This window comes from Bacillus sp. FSL K6-3149, from assembly GCF_038630515.1.
Lineage (GTDB): Bacteria > Bacillota > Bacilli > Bacillales > Bacillaceae > Bacillus > Bacillus pumilus.
Map to the genome: position 1 here is coordinate 771,835 of NZ_CP152034.1, position 17,588 is coordinate 789,422.

A 17,588-nucleotide genomic window follows, 5' to 3' on the forward strand; every position below is an offset into this window, starting at 1 on the left:
TTAAAACGAAAAAAACCTCCGATTGATCTGGAGGTTGTGGTCGATCTATTTTTTATTTCACTTGATAATTCACTAAGTCTTCTGCGAGTGATTTCATCGTTTCATTTGTTTCATGAAGACCTTCAATAATTTTTGTGAACGTGCCTACAAGCTCTGCTTGATGCTCAGAAGAAGCGACAATTTGTGCTATTTCTTCTTCCATTCCTTTAATCGATCCCTGTACATCTTTTAGCGCTGTTTCAATATCAGTCGTCGCTTGTTTGGCGTGAGTTGACAGCTTTCTCACTTCCGTTGCGACCACTCCGAAGCCTGCTCCTGCTTCACCTACTCTTGCAGCTTCAATTGATGCGTTGAGTCCAAGTAAGTTCGTTTGATCAGAGATACCTTTGATAAGATTGGACACTTGATTGATTTTAGAGGAATTTTCTACAGTGGTTTTCGTGTTTTGTAGAATTTGTTCACTTGTCGCTTGTAGTTCCTCTGAATGTGCAGCAACTTGCTGTACCATTGCGACTAGTTTTTCGGAAGCTTGGTTGCTCTCTGTCATGATGTCATCTAATCGTTGTTGATTGGTCTGATCATAGGCCACGCAGAAAGCAGCGACTACTTGACCCGCTTCATCTTTAATTGGAACGGCTACAATATCCATTGGAATCCCGTATACTTCTTTCGGAATTTGGATAAACGATGGCTCTCTCCCATTTTTCAACATAGAAAAGTTTTCGAATCCTGGAGCTACGATATCTCCAGCTTTAAACCCTAGGTCAATGTTTCCATGTTGCTGATAATAAAGAACCTTCTCTTTCCCTAAAACAGAAAAGGTTAGTTGCTCTCTCATAGCTAGTCCAATGATTGGTAAAGCGTCTATTATGTTATCAATTTTCTGTGACATTCGCTCACGTTCATCCTCTCTTTTTCTCAGTACATCCTCTTTATCGGTTCGTTATAAGATCTATTACAGCCTGTAATGTGTACTAATATCAATCAAATGACCTAAGACATATAAAAAGCCCACATTCTATCAAGAGAATGTGGGGGTTTTTAAAAAAAGGACATGCATATCAAGACACTGATAACGATGAGCAAAAGATACATATAGTCGATCCATGAAGTGCTGATGACATGATAATACGTCCGCTCCCTCTCACCTGTGAAGCCTCTTGCTTCCATCGCAATGGCCAAACGTTCTGATTTTCGTACGCCCTGTGTAAAAAGTGGAAGTGCATAACGCATAAAGGCTTTCCAGCTGTTTTTTTGCTTATAGCCTCTGATTTTATGTGCCGCCTTCATTTGCTTTAATTCACTTTGAAATAACGGAATAAACCGGAAGCCAGCAAGCATTCCATACGCCCATTTTGGCGACATTTTGCACTGATGAATGAGGCTCATCATAAATGCTGTCAAATCTGTTGTGGACGTAAACAGGAGACCGAATGTCACAAAGCCAAGCATTCTGAGAGCGATGGTGAGTCCATTTCTTAAACTCTCCTCTGTCATATGAAACCATGCCCATTTCCAAACAGTATGATCCCCCTTGCCAAAGGCCGCCATCATCCAGAACACGAGAATAAAAAAGAGCAGATAAGGGACAAGTCTTGTGAAAAGATACTTCAAATTCCATCCGCCTAAGACAAGTCCAACACAAAGTGCAAACAGCCAGATGATGAAGGTTGTTTTAGGGTCAGATATCGCCATGAGACAACACATCGCAAGTAGATGAGCGAGTAGTTTGATGACTGGATTCACAGTGGAAAGAAAGGAATGATTACTTTGCAATCGTCAGCACGTCCTTTCTTTCAGCCACATAGCGATAATGCAGCGGGGCTCTCAGCTGATAAGCATTGACAAGTTCCTGATTTGAAAACAAATCATAAGGCGTGCCATCATACACATGCTTTCCTTGATGAAAAAGAAGCACTTGATTGGCACACTCATCGACAAGGTCCATATCATGTGTGACCATTAAAATAGTGGTGCCTTGGCGTTGACGATCTTTCAAGCGCCTGATTAATTCCTTCGCTGTTCTTTCATCCTGCCCGAAAGTCGGCTCGTCTAACAATAGGACATCCTGATCAAAAAGGAGCATTGTAGCCACACTCAATCTTCTTTTTTGACCTAGGCTTAAAGTGAAAGGATGAGCTTTTGCATGCTTTTCTAAACCGAACTCTTTCAATAGCTGAACTGTTTTTTCTTGCACAACGGATTCTTGCCAATTACGCTGCCTTCCACCAAATGCAATTTCATCGAACACTGTATCTTGTATGAATTGAAGCTCCGGATTTTGAAACACAAAGCCTGCCTTTTCATATAGTTCTCGGTCTGACCACTTTTTAAGGAGTGTCTCTTTTAAAAAAATATGGCCTTTTTTCGTTGGCTCTAAACGAACCAAATGTTTAAGACATGTGCTTTTCCCGCTTCCATTTTCCCCAATGATCGCCACCCAATCCCCTGCTTTGATATCAAGCTGAAGATCACTCATAATCCTCTTTTTCCCGTAGCTTAATTGAAGATCTTCTGAACGAATGATGGTCTCCCGCTTAGTCGACAGCACTTTTTCATTCTGCTTCTTTCTTGCTTCAAAGGTTTGCATAAGCTTGTGACTCATTGGATGAAATGGATCTTGAAGGATCGTAGACCATTTCTCGGGAAATAATTTCGGTCTCCAAATTCCTGCCTCTTTCATTTCTTTTTCATATGTCGTCAATACATCTTTTGGAGACCCATCTGCTAAGATGCTGCCTTGATCGTCTAATAAAATCACCCGGTCCATCCATTCAATGACACCATCTAGCACATGCTCTACAAAAATCATGGTTTGTCGCTGATCAGCTGCAAGCTGCTGTAGAAGCTGAAATATCTCCATTCTTCCTGCTGGATCAAGCTGTGCGGTCGGTTCATCAAAGAACAGCACATCTGGCTCTAACGCTAGTAAACAAGCAAGCGCCAATCGCTGCTTCATGCCGCCAGATAATGTGTGGATGTCTGTATTCGGATCGACATCAAGTTGGACTTTTTGCATGAGCTGCTGAATGATGCCATCCATCTCGTCACGAGGGACAGAACGGTTCTCTAAGCTAAAGGCAATTTCTTCATTGACGCGATGCATACAAAACTGGGAATCAGGGTCCTGAAACATGACGCCTGTATGTCTTTGCAATATCACTTCGCCCTGCATGTCCGCTTCTAAATGTTCTGGAATGATGCCAGCCAGAACGGAGATGAGCGTGGATTTACCGCTGCCGCTTGGTCCTAAAATAAGCACCTTTTCTCCTTTTTGAATGGAAAGAGAGATTTGATGCAACACGGGCTGAGGCTGTTCATAAAAACGGACAGTGAGATTATTGCACGCGAGAAATGAATCCATGCTGTTCACCTTTGTTTCGTTTTTCTTTCATGATGGCATATTGATTCAATACACCAGTTTTAGATAATGCGTCCACCACTACTTTTGCTAAACATCCGCCCAGTATCATTCCGCTGATGATTTGAGTCATCAGTGTGATGAGTAAAACTTGAGGCGTGTAATAACCAAAGCCATTCGCAACGAGGCTGTAAGCCATTGCTCCAACAGCTGCAAAGGCACCTGACAGCATCAGTGTCCACATGCGATATCGTTTATAACCAAAAAGAGCAAAGGCGATTTCTGCCCCAAGCCCTTGGCATACACCAATCAGCAGGGCTGCAAGACCGAAGTGGCTGCCTGTTAGTAATTCCACTGCGGCAGCGGCTGTTTCTGCAATCAGGGCAGCTCCCGGCTTTTGGATGATATACGCGACGATTGGACTGGCAATCACCCAAATGCCAAACATGATGTTGCCTCCTGCTGGGCCAACAAGTGCTGTAATGGGTAAGTAAAGTGTGGACCACCCTAAATAGATGACACCACATGCAACGGATAAAATGACAGCAAGGACAACTTCTTTCATCTTCCATGTCATGATGAATGCACCTCCAATGGAACTGGCCAATCTTCCACCGTAAACGCCATATCCCAAAACTTGTACTCAAGCTGACAGCTTAGGATAAAGTGCTGTTTCATTTTTTCCTTTTCCTTCTCACTTGCTGCTTCCGCCAGCTGATCGACCCGCTTGCAAAGCTCTACTGTAATAGAGTCGGTTAACCCTCCATAAAACGTGATCCACTCATAAAACGGATGTGAAGGGTCAGGCTGCACATCTGCGAGCATTCGTTTGCCGATTTCCCAATATGTCCAAGGGCATGGAAGCAGGACAGCGATGATTTCTCCAAGCGTGCCTTCCTTGGCAACTTGCAGCATATGATGAATATAGTGATGAGCACTCGGAGCAAGCGGGGCACCTTGGAGCTCATCATATGATACACCTGCCACTCGGCAAAGATTTTGATGAGGGTGTGTCTCACTATCTAGTACAAACGCAATCTGCTGATGGAAAAAGGCAATATCTCCTTTGTCTGTACATCTGCTAAGAGCCGCTGCATAAATTTTAATAAAAGCATGTAAATATTCTGCATCTTGTTTGACGTAATGAATGATCTGTTCCTTTTCCAGCTTTCCTGCTGCCAGCCCTCTGACAAACGGATGCTGATAAATGGCTTCAAATAATGGTTCTGTTTCTTCTCTTAATTGCGCTGAAAACGTCATAAAAAAAGCCTCCTCTTCTTCAGTTGAATAAATGAAAAAGCCACCCCAAATGGAGCGGCCTTCTTATCGATTCAATCATGAATAAGACGAGGTCCAGCTCCACTTCCCTCCGCTAGTACAAACTAGATCAGGTTCAAAGGGTCCAAGATTTTCTCTTGTCTCAGTCATACATGACTCCCCTAGTGGACTTTTGTCATTTAATTATCTTTACTCTACACATGTAGAGATTTGCTGTCAACCGCCTTTCTTAATTCAACGTTCTGATCGTAGGCAGCTTTTCGATCCCTGCAGCATAGTAAAAATTAAGGACACTGAAGAAATCAATTGGTTTTCCCGTTTTCAAATCAACAGCTAAAATATGATCGCCGTAATTTGTCATATCATCAATATCTAAACGCCTTGGCGTTGTCTTTCCAAGTGTATCAACAAAGCTACTATGGTAGTATTGCCCGCTAGCAAACGATGATTCATGATACATAAATAACGTCTCCACATCTAAGTAGACGAGAATAGCCTCAGATGAACTCGCATAAGGAGCAGAGTACGATACTGGTGCAGAAATACTTTTCACTTTCACACTTTCAACAGAATGGGTTCTCTGATCATATTTTCCGTCATATGAAAAATAAAATACACGCTCCCATTTATAATCGGCGGTCTTAGATTGTTTGTTATACACCTTTGTACCATTAGCGAAAACATCCCCATTCGCATACTCAGCTACAAAGTATTGCAGGGTGGAAGAGAGGGAAACAGCCCCTGTGAAATTGGGTGGGTTTTTTGCATTCACTTGTAACGTGTAAGAGTCTCCGAAATCTCCGCCGCTTGTGATACCGAATGCGTAATCACCTGCTGGTAAATTGGTCAAACCAAGGAGACTGCCTGCCGGCTGAATCAGGTCCGTCGGATAGGCTTGTCCAGTTTCATAATCAACAACAAATAATTGTACGAAATAATCGGGATTTGAAGAGGTAATTCGGCTGATGAGTGCCTGAGGTGAAGTCGTACTTAACAACCATAAATCGACTGGGTCATCCTCTGATAAGACAACCGATTGGTTGATGGCTAGTCCATCAATGGAGCGAACGGAAGATGTACGCATCTTACCATCTTTAGCGGCTTTTCGTTTGATACTGATTCCATTTTTCTTATCTACTTTAAAAGATTTTTTTAGCTGCTTCTTTTGGATAGCGGTTCCTTCATCCTGTTTCAAAAACGAGTCTTGCACTTGCTGAATGGCTTTTTCCGTCAGTGGTGACAATTTCCCATCTGATTTCGGTGCTTCTTCTGCTTTTAATACTGGTGAAAATAAACCTGTTGTGACGAGTAGAATGGATAATAAAGCTGCAGTGATTTTTCCATATAATGCTCTCACAGGAACATCCCCTTTTTCCTCAATTGGGTTTTTTGCCCTGTGAATATTTTACCATTATTTCATTCATTGTTATGGTCTTTTTTAGGAAATCTTTATGACAAAAAACCAGCCGTATTTGCTACGACTGGTTTTTTGATCACTTTATGAAATGGTTTTAACAAACAGGCGTGCTGTTTCTGCACTAGAACCTGGATTTTGTCCAGTAATGATTTGTCCGTCAACTACAGCGTATGGTGCAAAGGCATCTCCTTTTTCAAACGCTGCCCCTTGCTCACGAAGTTTTGTTTCCAATAAAAATGGAACTTTTGATGTCAGCTGAACAGCTTCCTCTTCTTCGTTTGTGAAGCCTGTGATTTTTTTACCTTCGATAAATGATTTGCCATCTTGATCCTTCACGTCAATGAATGCTGAAACGCCGTGACAAACAGCTCCGACTGCACCATTTTTGTTTGAAATAGCTAAGATTGCATCGGCTACCAGTTGATTAGACGCAAAATCGATCATTGGGCCGTGTCCTCCCGCAAAGAAGATGCCATCATAATCAGCTGGGTTCACATCTGTAAGCGCCTTTGTGTCTTGAAGTAATTCATATACATCTTCATATTGCGCTGGAACACCTTCTGGAATTGAATTTTTATCAATAGGGACAGTTCCACCTTGAATAGAGACAATTTGAACGTCTAGTTCATTTTCTTTAAAAATATGAAATGGCTCTGCCAACTCTTCTAGCCATAAGCCTGTTGGATGTCCGTTCATTTCTGAACTGCTTGTCGATACTAATAACACTTTCTTACTCATCTTGATCATCCTTTCGATTTATCATGTTTTCATTTTACATTTTGCACAATTAAATATCAAGCAATCGAACTTCGGTGCAACTCTTTATGGTATACCCGATTTTCTGAAAAATATGGCATGTCATTAATCTAATCAATATGTCACATTCTATTGGTAGGGAATTTCATGTAAAATTGTCATTGAGTGATATCATATGAGGTAAGATGGATAGACCTCACGGATGTGAGGGGACTTTTAAAGGAGTGGAAAAGAGATGAAAACCTATTCGATTGTGATGATCATCATCACGCTCTGTATCATATTGGCCGTCTTTTTGATGAACTTAACAGGGGTCATGTATGGAAAAATTATTTTGGCTGTTGCCGTTGCGCTATGTCTGACATCCATTATTCGTCTAATGGGTCTTCGAAAAAGATAAAAGCCGCCCTTTACTCGGGCGACTTTATTTATGGTTAAATTGCCAGGATAAGCGCAATTAATGCAAGAAGCGCTGGTACTCCTTGCTTGACGATGATTGATTTATTAGAGGTCACACCGCCAAATACCGCAGCGATGATCACACAAATAATGAAAAATAGCTGAATCATATATCCAACAGTATTCGATCCGAGAATGAGCCCCCAAATCAGTCCTGCAGCTAAAAACCCGTTATAAAGCCCCTGATTGGCAAACATCACTTTGACATTTGGATCCTTTTGCAAGTGTTCTGGCAGCTTAAAGGATCTCTTTGCCATCTTTGATTCCATAAAAAACATTTCTAATAACATAATGACAAGGTGTTCTAATGCGACAATTCCTACTAGTATTATTGCCAAAATATTCAATTTAGTTAATTCCTTTCTGATAGACGATCACGAATCTCTATTTTATCCGTGTATAAATCAAAGTCTTGTATTAATTCAAGCGCTTCAGTAAAGCGGCTTTGTGGAATGTCTTTCATTTTCCTCACACCAAACTCCTTTTTAATAAAAGCCATGATGGTATTGATATGAAGCTTACCGTGACCATCATACTCCAAATGGCTGCAAAAAGTCTGCATCGTCCCTCTAATCACCTTTAATTGCTTAGCAGTGACACAACTCATTGGTAACGCTCATCCTTTCCTTTGTTTTAACAGCTAAAAAGAACCATGTATGAAAGAAAAACCTTCCAGTCTCTATTATATAATGATTTCATTCGGATATCAAAATAAAAAAGAACAGACATTCGACCAAAAAGCCGCCTTTTTCATCAAAAACAGTTTATTATCATATCAAAAAGCCGGATTCAATGGTAGAATCCGGCTTTCTATTTAGTTACTTTTAGAAATTAATACCTTTCCAACAGAACGATCCTTACTTTGTCCAACAACTTTAAAGGATAGACCGTATGTTGGGACGTCACGCCCTGCATCTGGATTATTTGGATTCACATAATTCTTTTTATCACTAAATGTACGAGTCGGGCGAATATAGCGATCTACCAATGTTAAGCCAGTTGTCGCTGTATAATCAATATTGAGCTTCGTACTTGGATTCAAAGAAAATGCTGCATCATGTACTTGGAAACCTGTGGCTGCAATGGAGCCGTCACTCCACTTCAATACTTGCTGATCTGCATCTACTACCCCAAGGAAACCGTTCCCTGGGTGTTTTCCTACCCAGTTATCACTGTAGGATTGATCGACATACCACACGACCAAACCGTTATTATAGCTCATGAGGCTTGCCCCTCGTTTGATATGCTTTAACCCTTTATCGACGTCAGCATATGAGCGCCACTCTAGTAAATAGTATTGAGCTGCATATTGTTTTCCATTCGATTTCGAGAATCCGTTAAAGGTGAAAGTAGATGTGCCCTCGGCATCATCTGACCACACTTTCGTCCCATCTGCAGTGATGTTTAAATCATCTACAAATAAGCCTGGCAGTGAATAGCCTGCATCGGTTGTATAGCGGAATTGCAGGTCAATTTTCTTCCCTGCATAAGCAGAAAGATCAAATGCTGCATCTACCCATCCGTCTGATTTTCCGTCAATTCCATTGCCTTCGTTCGCTCCAGCTTCATTTCGATCGTTCGTGATGTTACCAGCAATGGTCTTCCACTGATCAGTTCCTGTTTCACGAACTTCTACATACGCATAATCATAATCTTCTTCGATATCGTACCATGCTTTAAATGTCAGCTCTGCTTTGCTCCCTTTCGACAAATCGATACCTGTTGTCGTCATGGTCGCATTTAAATTGTCACCCGTTCCGCTGAAGTACGAATTTTGTCCTTGAGCAGGTTTTGTGACAACAATCTCTTTATCTGGTAAATCTACCCGAACCGCATCATGGTTCGTTCCTTTTGTTGCTGCTTCATCAATCAGCACTGTTTTGCTTTTCTTTAATGTTTTACCATCGATGGTTTGTCCAGTAAGCCAGTTACCGCCATGCAAGTTTTGAAGCATTTCTTTCGCATATGGACTAAAGCCTGTTGGTTCCGTTCCAGGGACTTTACCTGCCCAGCTTCCGCTTGACATGATCGACCAGTAGGAAACGGGCTCGCCTCCTCCTGTGTACTGTGTATCGTACTCATCAGGAAGACCAAGATCATGTCCGAATTCATGTGTGAATACGCCTGCCGCGCCATCTTCAGGCTCAATGGTGTAATCTAACGCGCCTAATTTCCCACCTTGTCCAACTTCAGATTCAGTGTTTGGAATTTCAAATACATCACCAAGTGACCAGCGGTGCGACCAAATCGCATCAGAGCCAAGCTGTCCGCCGCCAGCTTCTTCACCTACGCCAGCATGAACGACCATCAGATGGTCAATGATGCCGTCTGGTTCGTTATAAACGCCGTCGCCATCCATATCATAGCGGTCCCATTGATCATATTCACCGAGATCAATGTTCGGGTCCTTTGCTGCTGCTTCGAGTGCTTCTTTCACCAATTCACGCGGTCTGCCGTCACTGCCTGATTCATCAGGTACGTTCCCGCCATAATAGGCTGCTTCATGCTTCGCTGTATACCAGCCAGCCACCGTTCCACTGATCGTGTAACTGCCGCCAGACTGTTTCTCATAATATTGCTTCATGGATACTTTTCGTTTCCCATCTGGACCGATGTAGCCATTTTTTCCGAAAAGCATGTCTTGATAGTGCTGCTGATCGTACTTGTCATAGTACATATCAGTCTCTTCTTTTTTAATACTATTATGCTTATAATCTTTAAAATCTACTAATAAAACCAATACCTTATCATTGCGAACTTCGCCTTTATACTTTTCCTTTTTGACCGGTTTTACATGATTGCTTTCTTTTCCATTATGCTTCTTTAACTTTTTCTTTTTGGCTAATTTGTTATGTACCTTTTGTTTGTATTCTTTCAGAAATTCAGGCTCTTCTGTTAAGGTGCTTGCACCTTGTTTCATAGCAGATTCTTCTTTTTTCTTTAGATATTTCTTTAATGCTTTTTGGGTTTCTGCTTCATTGGCATTCTTTTTGATCTTTCCTTGTTTTTTCAAGGCTTTGATGAGACGGTCTTCATTCACAACACTTGCATCGAATGGAATACCTGAATAATGACCGCCGTCTGAGGATGTTGACTTTTCTGTAGTGTGGGCAGATAGTGGGGTGCTGAAAGCTGTCAATGTGCCTAAACCGAGGACAGCCGTTAGTGCTATGCTAGTCCATTTCCCTTTTTTCATTTTGGTTCCTCCCTAATTTGGTAATAAATAATATCTCATTCTAGCATATTCCAATATACTTAAGTCGAAAAACATTTTATTTTCAGAAACTTTGTGGAAAATGCACAATACGGGAATGAAATGGGTGGAACAAGGTGTCGAAAATAAAAGAACCCTAGACGATAAACGCCTAGGGTGTTTGTTGTTTTACTATGAAAGTTGCTGGCCTTGAAAGGCAACAACGTCAAGTGGAGCGGCTAAGAATTCTTTTGCCTTCGCTACGAAAGCTTGGAAATGTGCACTCGCATTATGGCTCTGAACCGCAGCGTCATCTTTCCACACTTCTACCATTAAGAAGGTATGTTCCTTATCTGTATCCTTGAACAGCTTGTAGGATACATTGCCTTCTTCGGCTTGTGAAGCTTTCATTAATGCATTGATTTCTTCTAGAAATACGTTTTCTTTTTCTGGATGAATGGTCATCCCTGCATGAATAATAATCATCTAATCGTCTCCTTTTTAAAAGATATTATTTCCACTCTGTAATGCGTTCAATCGGTAAGCGGTAAGAAGCATAACCTTCGTCAGCAGCTTTCCCAATTGATAACAGCATCACTGGTACATAACGTTCTTTATCCCAGCCAAATGTTTCAGCGATGACTTCTTTATCAAATCCGCCAATTGGATTTGTATCATAGCCGTGTGCACGTGCTGCAAGCATAAGCTGCATAGACACAATTCCACCGTCAATTAAGATTGTTTCGCGATTCACTTGCTCTGGAAGTACCTCAAAGTGTGCAGTTAGTGCAGCAATTTGTCTTTCTTTCACTTCTTGCGGCATGTAGCCATGCTCTACTGCTTTTGAATAAATTTCATCTAAGTATTCATTGCTTTTCATATCTGCAAATACTGCAATGACAGCTGCTGATGTTGACACTTGAGTTTGGTTGAATTTTGCAAGTGGTGCAAGCTTTTCTTTTCCTTCTGGGCTGTCAATGACCATGAAGCGCCAAGGCTGTGCATTCACTGATGATGGTGCAGTTGTTGCTTCTTCTAGAATCTCTGCCATTTCTTCTTTGCTGATTTTCACAGCTGGGTCATAGTTACGAATAGAACGGCGTCCTTTCAAAATTTCCATAAAATCGTTAGTTTTTAATGTTGTAGCCATGTTGAAACACTCCTTTAGGTTGTTTGAATCTTTTCGATGTTTTGTTGTATTCGGCTGAGCACATCAGTGAGAAGCTTTCGTTCTTCGTCACTTACGTTTTCAAGCATTTCTGAGATAAATCGTTCTTTTTCTTTTTTAGAAGCTTCGATTCTTGTTCTGCCTTCTTCTGTCAGACGAACAAGTGTGACTCGATTATCTTCTGGCTTTCTTCTGCGCGTGACCATTCCTTTTGCTTCTAACTGTTTTAAGTGACGCGTCACAGCCGCACTATCAATATTTACTTTTTTCTGCAAATCTGACTGGCTGATTTCGTCTGCTTGGAATAACAGTGATAGCAACTCTAGTCTTGATTGGCTGATGCCCGTGCATGCTTCGAACTTCACGCCCATCATACGGTTCACACACTGCAAACGGTATAATACCTCTGCTTCTTCAGAGCAAAATGCAGTCAATGCCATCCCCTCTTTTCTATTCAGATCAATTAGTTGATATATCAATCATTGACTCGTCAATTAATATACACCCATTATTTAATGAATGCAAGAGGTTTGTTTCATAAAGTGAAATTTTTTATCTCAATAGAAAAAGAAATGAACAAAAAAAGGACAAAAGCGGCGAAGCACTTTTGTCCTTTTTTCTTTATTCTGTGATCACAGTGTGAATGAGAGTTGGTGCATCAGCATGATCTGCGATGCGGATGTTGTCATAAATTTTCTCCACGACATTCGCAACATCTTCACGATTTGCATGAAGTGTCACGAGTGAATCTCCTTTTTCAACACGATCGCCGACTTTTTTGTTCAGCATGATGCCGACAGATAGGTCGATCTCGTCCTCTTTTGTCGCACGTCCTGCTCCAAGAATCATCGCTGCAACACCGATCTCGTCTGCGACGATTTCAGCAACCACACCTGATTCCTTTGCAGGAACGTCGATTTGGTAAGGGGCTTGCGGCAGTTTTTCCGGCTGATCTACAATCGAGCCGTCCCCACCTTGATTTTCTAAGAATTCCTTGAATTTCTCAAGTGCTTTGCCGTTTTTCATGACTTCAATTAGCTTTTCTCTTGCTTCATCAAGCGTTTCTGCTTTTTTCGCAAGAACGACCATTTGACTTCCTAAAGTGAGCACAAGCTCGTTTAAGTCTTCAGGGCCTTCGCCTTTAAGCGTATCAATCGCTTCTTTCACTTCAAGGGAATTTCCAATCGCTAATCCTAGCGGCTGAGACATATCAGAGATGACAGCCATCGTTTGTCTGCCAACGTTGTTTCCGATGCGGACCATGGCTTTTGCAAGCTTCTCAGAGTCTTCAGGTGTTTTCATGAAAGCACCTGCACCTGTTTTCACATCTAGTACGATCGCATCTGCGCCAGCAGCAATTTTCTTACTCATAATAGAGCTTGCAATGAGCGGGATGGAGTTAACGGTTCCTGTCACATCACGAAGGGCATAAAGCTTTTTATCCGCTGGTGTCAGGTTGCCTGATTGACCAATGACCGCTACTTTATGACGGTTCACAAGCTCGATGAATTCGTCTTTTGTAATTTCTACATGGAAGCCTTTTACCGCTTCAAGCTTGTCCACTGTACCGCCTGTATGTCCAAGGCCGCGGCCAGACATTTTCGCAACAGGTACATCAAGTGCAGCCACAAGAGGAGCAAGTACAAGCGTTGTTGTATCGCCTACACCGCCTGTTGAGTGCTTGTCTACTTTAATACCTTCAATGGCAGAGAGGTCAATCGTGTCCCCCGAGTTCGCCATAGCGAGCGTTAAGTCAGCACGTTCTTGATCCGTCATATCTTGGAAGAAAATCGCCATAGCCAAGGCACTTGCTTGGTAGTCAGGAATTGTTCCGTCCGTATACTCTTTGACAAAGAAAGAAATTTCCTCTGAAGATAATTCTTTTCCGTCACGTTTTTTCGCAATGATATCTACCATTCTCATTGTTTTCACCATTCCTTTTCTTAAATTAGTAAATCAAACCGACAACGCCTGCTGTTAAGAAGCTGACAAGTGTTGCACCAAATAGAAGCTTTAATCCAAAGCGTGCGACAACGTTCCCTTGTTTTTCGTTTAAGCCTTTGACTGCTCCAGCAATGATACCGATAGAAGAGAAGTTCGCAAATGATACAAGGAATACAGAAATGATCGCTTCTGTACGAGCAGTGAAATGGAAAGCATCACCGGACAGGATTTGCATTGCCACAAATTCGTTGGAAACCATTTTCGTTGCCATAATGCTTCCTGCTTGTACTGCTTCGCTCCAAGGTACACCAACAATAAAAGCAAATGGGGCAAATACATAACCAAGTACATCTTGGAAAGAAACACCGATGACAGCTGTAAAGATTCCATTAATCATCGCAATTAATGCAACGAATCCAATCAACATCGCGGCGACAACAATCGCTACTTTGAAACCATCCATAATATATTCGCCAAGCATTTCAAAGAAGGATTGCTTTTCTTCTTCTACAATTTCAATCATGTCTTCGTCCTTAGCCACTTCATAAGGATTGATGATAGACGCAATAATAAACCCACCAAATAGGTTCAGCACGAGTGCTGTTACAACATACTCTGGTTTAATCATTTGCATGTATGCACCGACAATGGACATCGATACAGTTGACATCGCAGATGCACACAATGTATAAAGACGTTGTTGAGGTAATAATCCGAGCTGTTTCTTAATGGAAATAAAGACTTCTGATTGACCTAAAATCGCAGACGCTACTGCGTTGTAGGATTCTAGTTTCCCCATTCCATTTACTTTACTAAGCAAATACCCGATTCCGCGTACGATAAGCGGGAGGATACGCCAATGCTGCAGGATACCGATCAATGCCGAAATAAAGACGATCGGCAGTAAGACATTGATGAAGAAAGTTGACGCCTTATCATTCATTAATCCGCCAAATACGAAGTTGATTCCTTCACCGGCATAGCCTAGAAGCATTTGGAATCCCCTTGCAAAGCCCCCGACTAGAAAGTTTCCAACACCTGTATTGAGCAGAATATAACCTAAAATAAATTGCAGTACAATCATGACAATTACTGGACGGAATTTTACTCGTTTTTTGCCGTTACTAGCCAGCCATGCAATGGCGAGAATCACCAGCAAACCGATGATACCAATCACGTATTTCATGTTTTTCCTCCTCGAATGAATTCGTTTACATTAATGCGCTTGTATGGAACAAACCCTATTTCGCAAACAAAGTGCGGAAGAAATTCCCAGAAGTGAGATCCTTCCGCATATGACTTTTTCATCATTTATGAGTCACGAATGTTATCCTACCATAGGATCGTATGAATTAATAGTCTTTCGAAGGAGCTGATTGATCCCCTTTGATAATAGAAACGCCTGCACTCGCACCAATTCGGGTAGCGCCTGCAGCTAGCATTGCCTCAACATCTTCTTTTGTTCTCACGCCGCCTGATGCTTTCACACCGATGTCAGGTCCTACTGTTTTACGCATTAATGCGATGTCCTCAGCAGTTGCACCGCCTGTACTAAATCCAGTCGATGTTTTCACAAAATCAGCGCCAGCTTTCACTGAAAGCTCACAAGCTTTGACTTTCTCTTCATCTGTGAGTAAGCACGCTTCAATAATGACTTTCACAAGTGCCTTCCCTTTTGCTGCGTCTACAACTGCACGAATATCTTGCTCAACTGCATCATATTCGCCGTCTTTCAATGCCGCGATATTGATGACCATGTCCACTTCGGTTGCACCGTTCTCAATTGCATCCTTTGTTTCGAATGCTTTTACTGCTGTTGTGTTTGCACCTAGCGGGAAACCGATGACTGTACAAATATCAACGCCTGTTCCTGCTAGTTCTTTCGCCGCAAGAGACACCCATGTTGGATTCACACAAACAGATGCGAACTGATGAGTCTTTGCTTCTTCAAGTAACTGCATGATTGCAGCTTTCGATGTATCTGGTTTTAGTGCTGTATGATCAATAAGATTTGCTATCGTCATGCTTACACTTCCTTTTAATTATGATACTTTCATCATATATGACCGATGAACATTTGTAAACATAGTTATGAAATTTTGTTCATCTATTTTGTGACATTTAAAAGAGCCTTTGCTGTATGCTGATCAATCATCAATACGTTCGCATATTTTCCTCTTAGTGCACCGTGGATAGAAGCAACCTTGCGATGTCCACCAGCAACAAGAATAGAGCGTTCTTTTGTTCTTAAATCATCAAGCTCCACGCCAATCGTACGGTTGTTAATCGCTTCACTGCAAATGCGTCCTTCTTGATCATAAAAGCGCGAACAGATGTCCCCAACACTGGATGCTTTGAGCAGTGCTTTTTCTTCTTCGCGGAAGTAACCAAGTCTAAACAAAAGGGCTTCATCTCTTACCGTTCCAACAGTGAACACAGCAATATTCGCCTGTTTGCCCATTTCAATGATACGCTGAATATGTCTGTCCTGTTCAACCATCTCCTTGACGGCAGCACTATCAAATACAACAGGAAGCGGTAAATAGCGCGGTGCTGTTTGAAAGGCCTCGGCAAACAGCTGGATGGTTTCCGCAGAATATGTATTCACATGGGAGTGGCTAATCCCACCCTTCAGCTGGACAACCTCTACACCTTTGACCTGTTTAGGTTGCATCTTTTGAGCAATTTGATACATGGTGGTTCCCCAGCTCACACCAACGATATCACCGTCTTTTACTGTGTTTTGCAAGTACTCAGCACCAAATTGGCTCAAGTATTCAGTGATCGTTGGATAATCATCTTTGGGCGAAAACACCACATGAGCTTCGAGCAGGTCATATTTTTCCTTGAGCAATGAAGACAGCTCATTCAAGTCTTCAAACGGGTCCATTACCGTTATCTGGACGTACCCCTTCTCCTTCGCATATTGAAGCAGCCGAGATACAGTTGGTCTCGACAGGTCGAGCTGTTTGGCAATTTCCTGCTGGCTGTAATCCGATAAATAATACAGCCTTGCCGCTTCAATACTCAGTTGTTGTTTCTCCCGATCCATTCGTACGCCTCCTTTTTTCTTCTATCATAACAAATTGTTCAACTTATCATGCACAAATGTTCATTTGAAAAAAATCGTATAGGCGGCTTGGAAGGTCTCATTCTTCTCTAAAGTTTGAATACCGAACTTTTCCTTGTACTGCCCATTCGTCCCTTCAACATCGGCAATACCGTACCAAGGCTCAATACAAACAAAAGGAGCCATTGTGCTCGTTTCTTGATTATAAGGTGACCAAATACCAACGAACGGAAAACCAGTGAGATCAACCTCAACCCCGTGACCTGCCTGAGACACCAATGACACTCGATTGATATGACTAAAGATCATCGCATCATGCTGAAAAAGCTCTGGTCGAAGCTGAATTGGTTTAAGCTGAATGCTTTTTTCTTTCTCCCTGACAAGTGAATTTTTTAGTTCATATTGGACAGGAAGATGCTCAGTAGAAGGCGTCAATGTCAGGGAATAATCTGCTGTGCGCTCTCCTTCAATTAGCGGAACTTGAAATGCGGGGTGACCTCCGATGGAGAAATACATCGTGTCATCTCCGACATTATCAATTTCCCAGGAAATCATCAGACCATTTTCCGACAGCTCGTATCGAATACGGGCGGTAAATTCATAGGGATACTGCTCGATGTGGCGGCCTTTTGATTCATATTGAAAGGTCACTGTATGTTTCGTTTCTTCATGTAAATCAAAATCAACATCACGCAAGAATCCATGCTGCGTGAGCTCATAGGTTTGATCATCTATCTTGTATTGGTCATTCTTTAATCGTCCAACAATCGGGAATAAGACAGGCGACACCCTGCCCCAGTATGCAGGATCGCCAGACCACATATATTGACGTCCACTTTCCTTATGAAGCACCTCTCTGACCTCGGCACCCCTCTCATTGATCTGAATCAATAACTGATCATTTTCAATTGTTCTCATTTCACACATCCCCTTTCCATCTTC

19 protein-coding genes and 1 riboswitch are annotated in these 17,588 nt (G+C 41.9%); of the genes, 1 reads left to right on the forward strand and 18 read right to left on the reverse strand.

Translation table 11 applies throughout. The features are described 5' to 3' along the window. Positions 1-52 precede the first annotated feature (52 nt). The 7 genes from MHB83_RS04015 to MHB83_RS04045 form a co-directional block, all read right to left on the reverse strand. The gene (locus tag MHB83_RS04015) at positions 53-892 is read right to left on the reverse strand and encodes a methyl-accepting chemotaxis protein (protein ID WP_106032041.1); all 840 of its coding nucleotides are present in this window, start codon (positions 890-892) and stop codon (positions 53-55) included. Between the two features lie 149 nt (positions 893-1,041). Beyond that, positions 1,042-1,776, reverse strand: coding sequence for an energy-coupling factor transporter transmembrane component T (locus tag MHB83_RS04020; protein WP_253622011.1), 735 nt, complete (start codon positions 1,774-1,776; stop codon positions 1,042-1,044). Then, complete coding sequence (locus MHB83_RS04025) at positions 1,766-3,364, reverse strand: energy-coupling factor transporter ATPase (RefSeq protein ID WP_342496652.1); 1,599 nt, start codon at positions 3,362-3,364, stop codon at positions 1,766-1,768. The genes MHB83_RS04020 and MHB83_RS04025 overlap by 11 nt, the downstream gene beginning before the upstream one ends. Next, entirely contained in the window at positions 3,339-3,938 is a 600-nt protein-coding gene (locus MHB83_RS04030; protein WP_050944573.1) for an ECF transporter S component, read from the reverse strand. The genes MHB83_RS04025 and MHB83_RS04030 overlap by 26 nt, the downstream gene beginning before the upstream one ends. Beyond that, the gene (tenA, locus tag MHB83_RS04035; RefSeq protein ID WP_212045725.1) at positions 3,935-4,621 is read right to left on the reverse strand and encodes a thiaminase II; all 687 of its coding nucleotides are present in this window, start codon (positions 4,619-4,621) and stop codon (positions 3,935-3,937) included. The genes MHB83_RS04030 and tenA overlap by 4 nt, the downstream gene beginning before the upstream one ends. Positions 4,622-4,708: 87 nt before the next feature. After that, positions 4,709-4,812, reverse strand: a riboswitch (TPP riboswitch). A gap of 56 nt (positions 4,813-4,868) precedes the next feature. Continuing rightward, the gene (locus tag MHB83_RS04040) at positions 4,869-5,996 is read right to left on the reverse strand and encodes a hypothetical protein (RefSeq protein ID WP_253622008.1); all 1,128 of its coding nucleotides are present in this window, start codon (positions 5,994-5,996) and stop codon (positions 4,869-4,871) included. 141 nt (positions 5,997-6,137) lie between these two features. Then, the gene (locus MHB83_RS04045; protein WP_003215149.1) at positions 6,138-6,794 is read right to left on the reverse strand and encodes a type 1 glutamine amidotransferase domain-containing protein; all 657 of its coding nucleotides are present in this window, start codon (positions 6,792-6,794) and stop codon (positions 6,138-6,140) included. A gap of 253 nt (positions 6,795-7,047) precedes the next feature. Between MHB83_RS04045 and MHB83_RS04050 the strand changes: the two genes are divergently transcribed. Continuing rightward, positions 7,048-7,212 carry a hypothetical protein gene (locus MHB83_RS04050; protein ID WP_003214630.1) on the forward strand — a complete coding sequence of 55 codons (165 nt, stop codon included), beginning with the start codon at positions 7,048-7,050 and terminating at the stop codon, positions 7,210-7,212. Positions 7,213-7,246: 34 nt separating this feature from the next. Here the strand turns inward: MHB83_RS04050 and MHB83_RS04055 are convergent, their stop codons facing one another. From MHB83_RS04055 to MHB83_RS04105, 11 genes are all read right to left on the reverse strand, one after another. Next, positions 7,247-7,618 carry a DUF1304 domain-containing protein gene (locus tag MHB83_RS04055; protein WP_050944576.1) on the reverse strand — a complete coding sequence of 124 codons (372 nt, stop codon included), beginning with the start codon at positions 7,616-7,618 and terminating at the stop codon, positions 7,247-7,249. A 5-nt stretch (positions 7,619-7,623) separates the two neighbouring features. Next, complete coding sequence (locus tag MHB83_RS04060; protein WP_012011773.1) at positions 7,624-7,878, reverse strand: ORF6C domain-containing protein; 255 nt, start codon at positions 7,876-7,878, stop codon at positions 7,624-7,626. Between the two features lie 207 nt (positions 7,879-8,085). Further along, positions 8,086-10,467 (reverse strand): immune inhibitor A domain-containing protein, encoded by a 2,382-nt coding sequence (locus MHB83_RS04065; protein ID WP_268459088.1) that lies wholly within the window; start codon positions 10,465-10,467, stop codon positions 8,086-8,088. A 189-nt stretch (positions 10,468-10,656) separates the two neighbouring features. After that, complete coding sequence (locus MHB83_RS04070) at positions 10,657-10,950, reverse strand: putative quinol monooxygenase (RefSeq protein ID WP_003214755.1); 294 nt, start codon at positions 10,948-10,950, stop codon at positions 10,657-10,659. A gap of 25 nt (positions 10,951-10,975) precedes the next feature. Next, complete coding sequence (locus tag MHB83_RS04075) at positions 10,976-11,614, reverse strand: nitroreductase family protein (protein WP_003214802.1); 639 nt, start codon at positions 11,612-11,614, stop codon at positions 10,976-10,978. Positions 11,615-11,628: 14 nt separating this feature from the next. Then, the gene (locus MHB83_RS04080) at positions 11,629-12,072 is read right to left on the reverse strand and encodes a MarR family transcriptional regulator (RefSeq protein ID WP_003215380.1); all 444 of its coding nucleotides are present in this window, start codon (positions 12,070-12,072) and stop codon (positions 11,629-11,631) included. Between the two features lie 181 nt (positions 12,073-12,253). Continuing rightward, positions 12,254-13,555, reverse strand: coding sequence for a pyrimidine-nucleoside phosphorylase (locus MHB83_RS04085; protein WP_106035751.1), 1,302 nt, complete (start codon positions 13,553-13,555; stop codon positions 12,254-12,256). 25 nt (positions 13,556-13,580) lie between these two features. Then, complete coding sequence (locus MHB83_RS04090; RefSeq protein WP_106032035.1) at positions 13,581-14,762, reverse strand: NupC/NupG family nucleoside CNT transporter; 1,182 nt, start codon at positions 14,760-14,762, stop codon at positions 13,581-13,583. Positions 14,763-14,928: 166 nt separating this feature from the next. After that, a complete protein-coding gene (gene deoC / locus MHB83_RS04095) occupies positions 14,929-15,600 on the reverse strand; it encodes a deoxyribose-phosphate aldolase (protein ID WP_003215179.1) in 672 nt (223 codons plus the stop codon). Between the two features lie 83 nt (positions 15,601-15,683). Beyond that, positions 15,684-16,628: a sugar-binding transcriptional regulator gene (locus MHB83_RS04100; RefSeq protein WP_003214694.1), complete on the reverse strand. Its 945-nt coding sequence runs from the start codon at positions 16,626-16,628 to the stop codon at positions 15,684-15,686. A 60-nt stretch (positions 16,629-16,688) separates the two neighbouring features. Further along, a complete protein-coding gene (locus tag MHB83_RS04105; protein ID WP_342496653.1) occupies positions 16,689-17,564 on the reverse strand; it encodes an aldose 1-epimerase family protein in 876 nt (291 codons plus the stop codon). Positions 17,565-17,588: the final 24 nt, after the last annotated feature.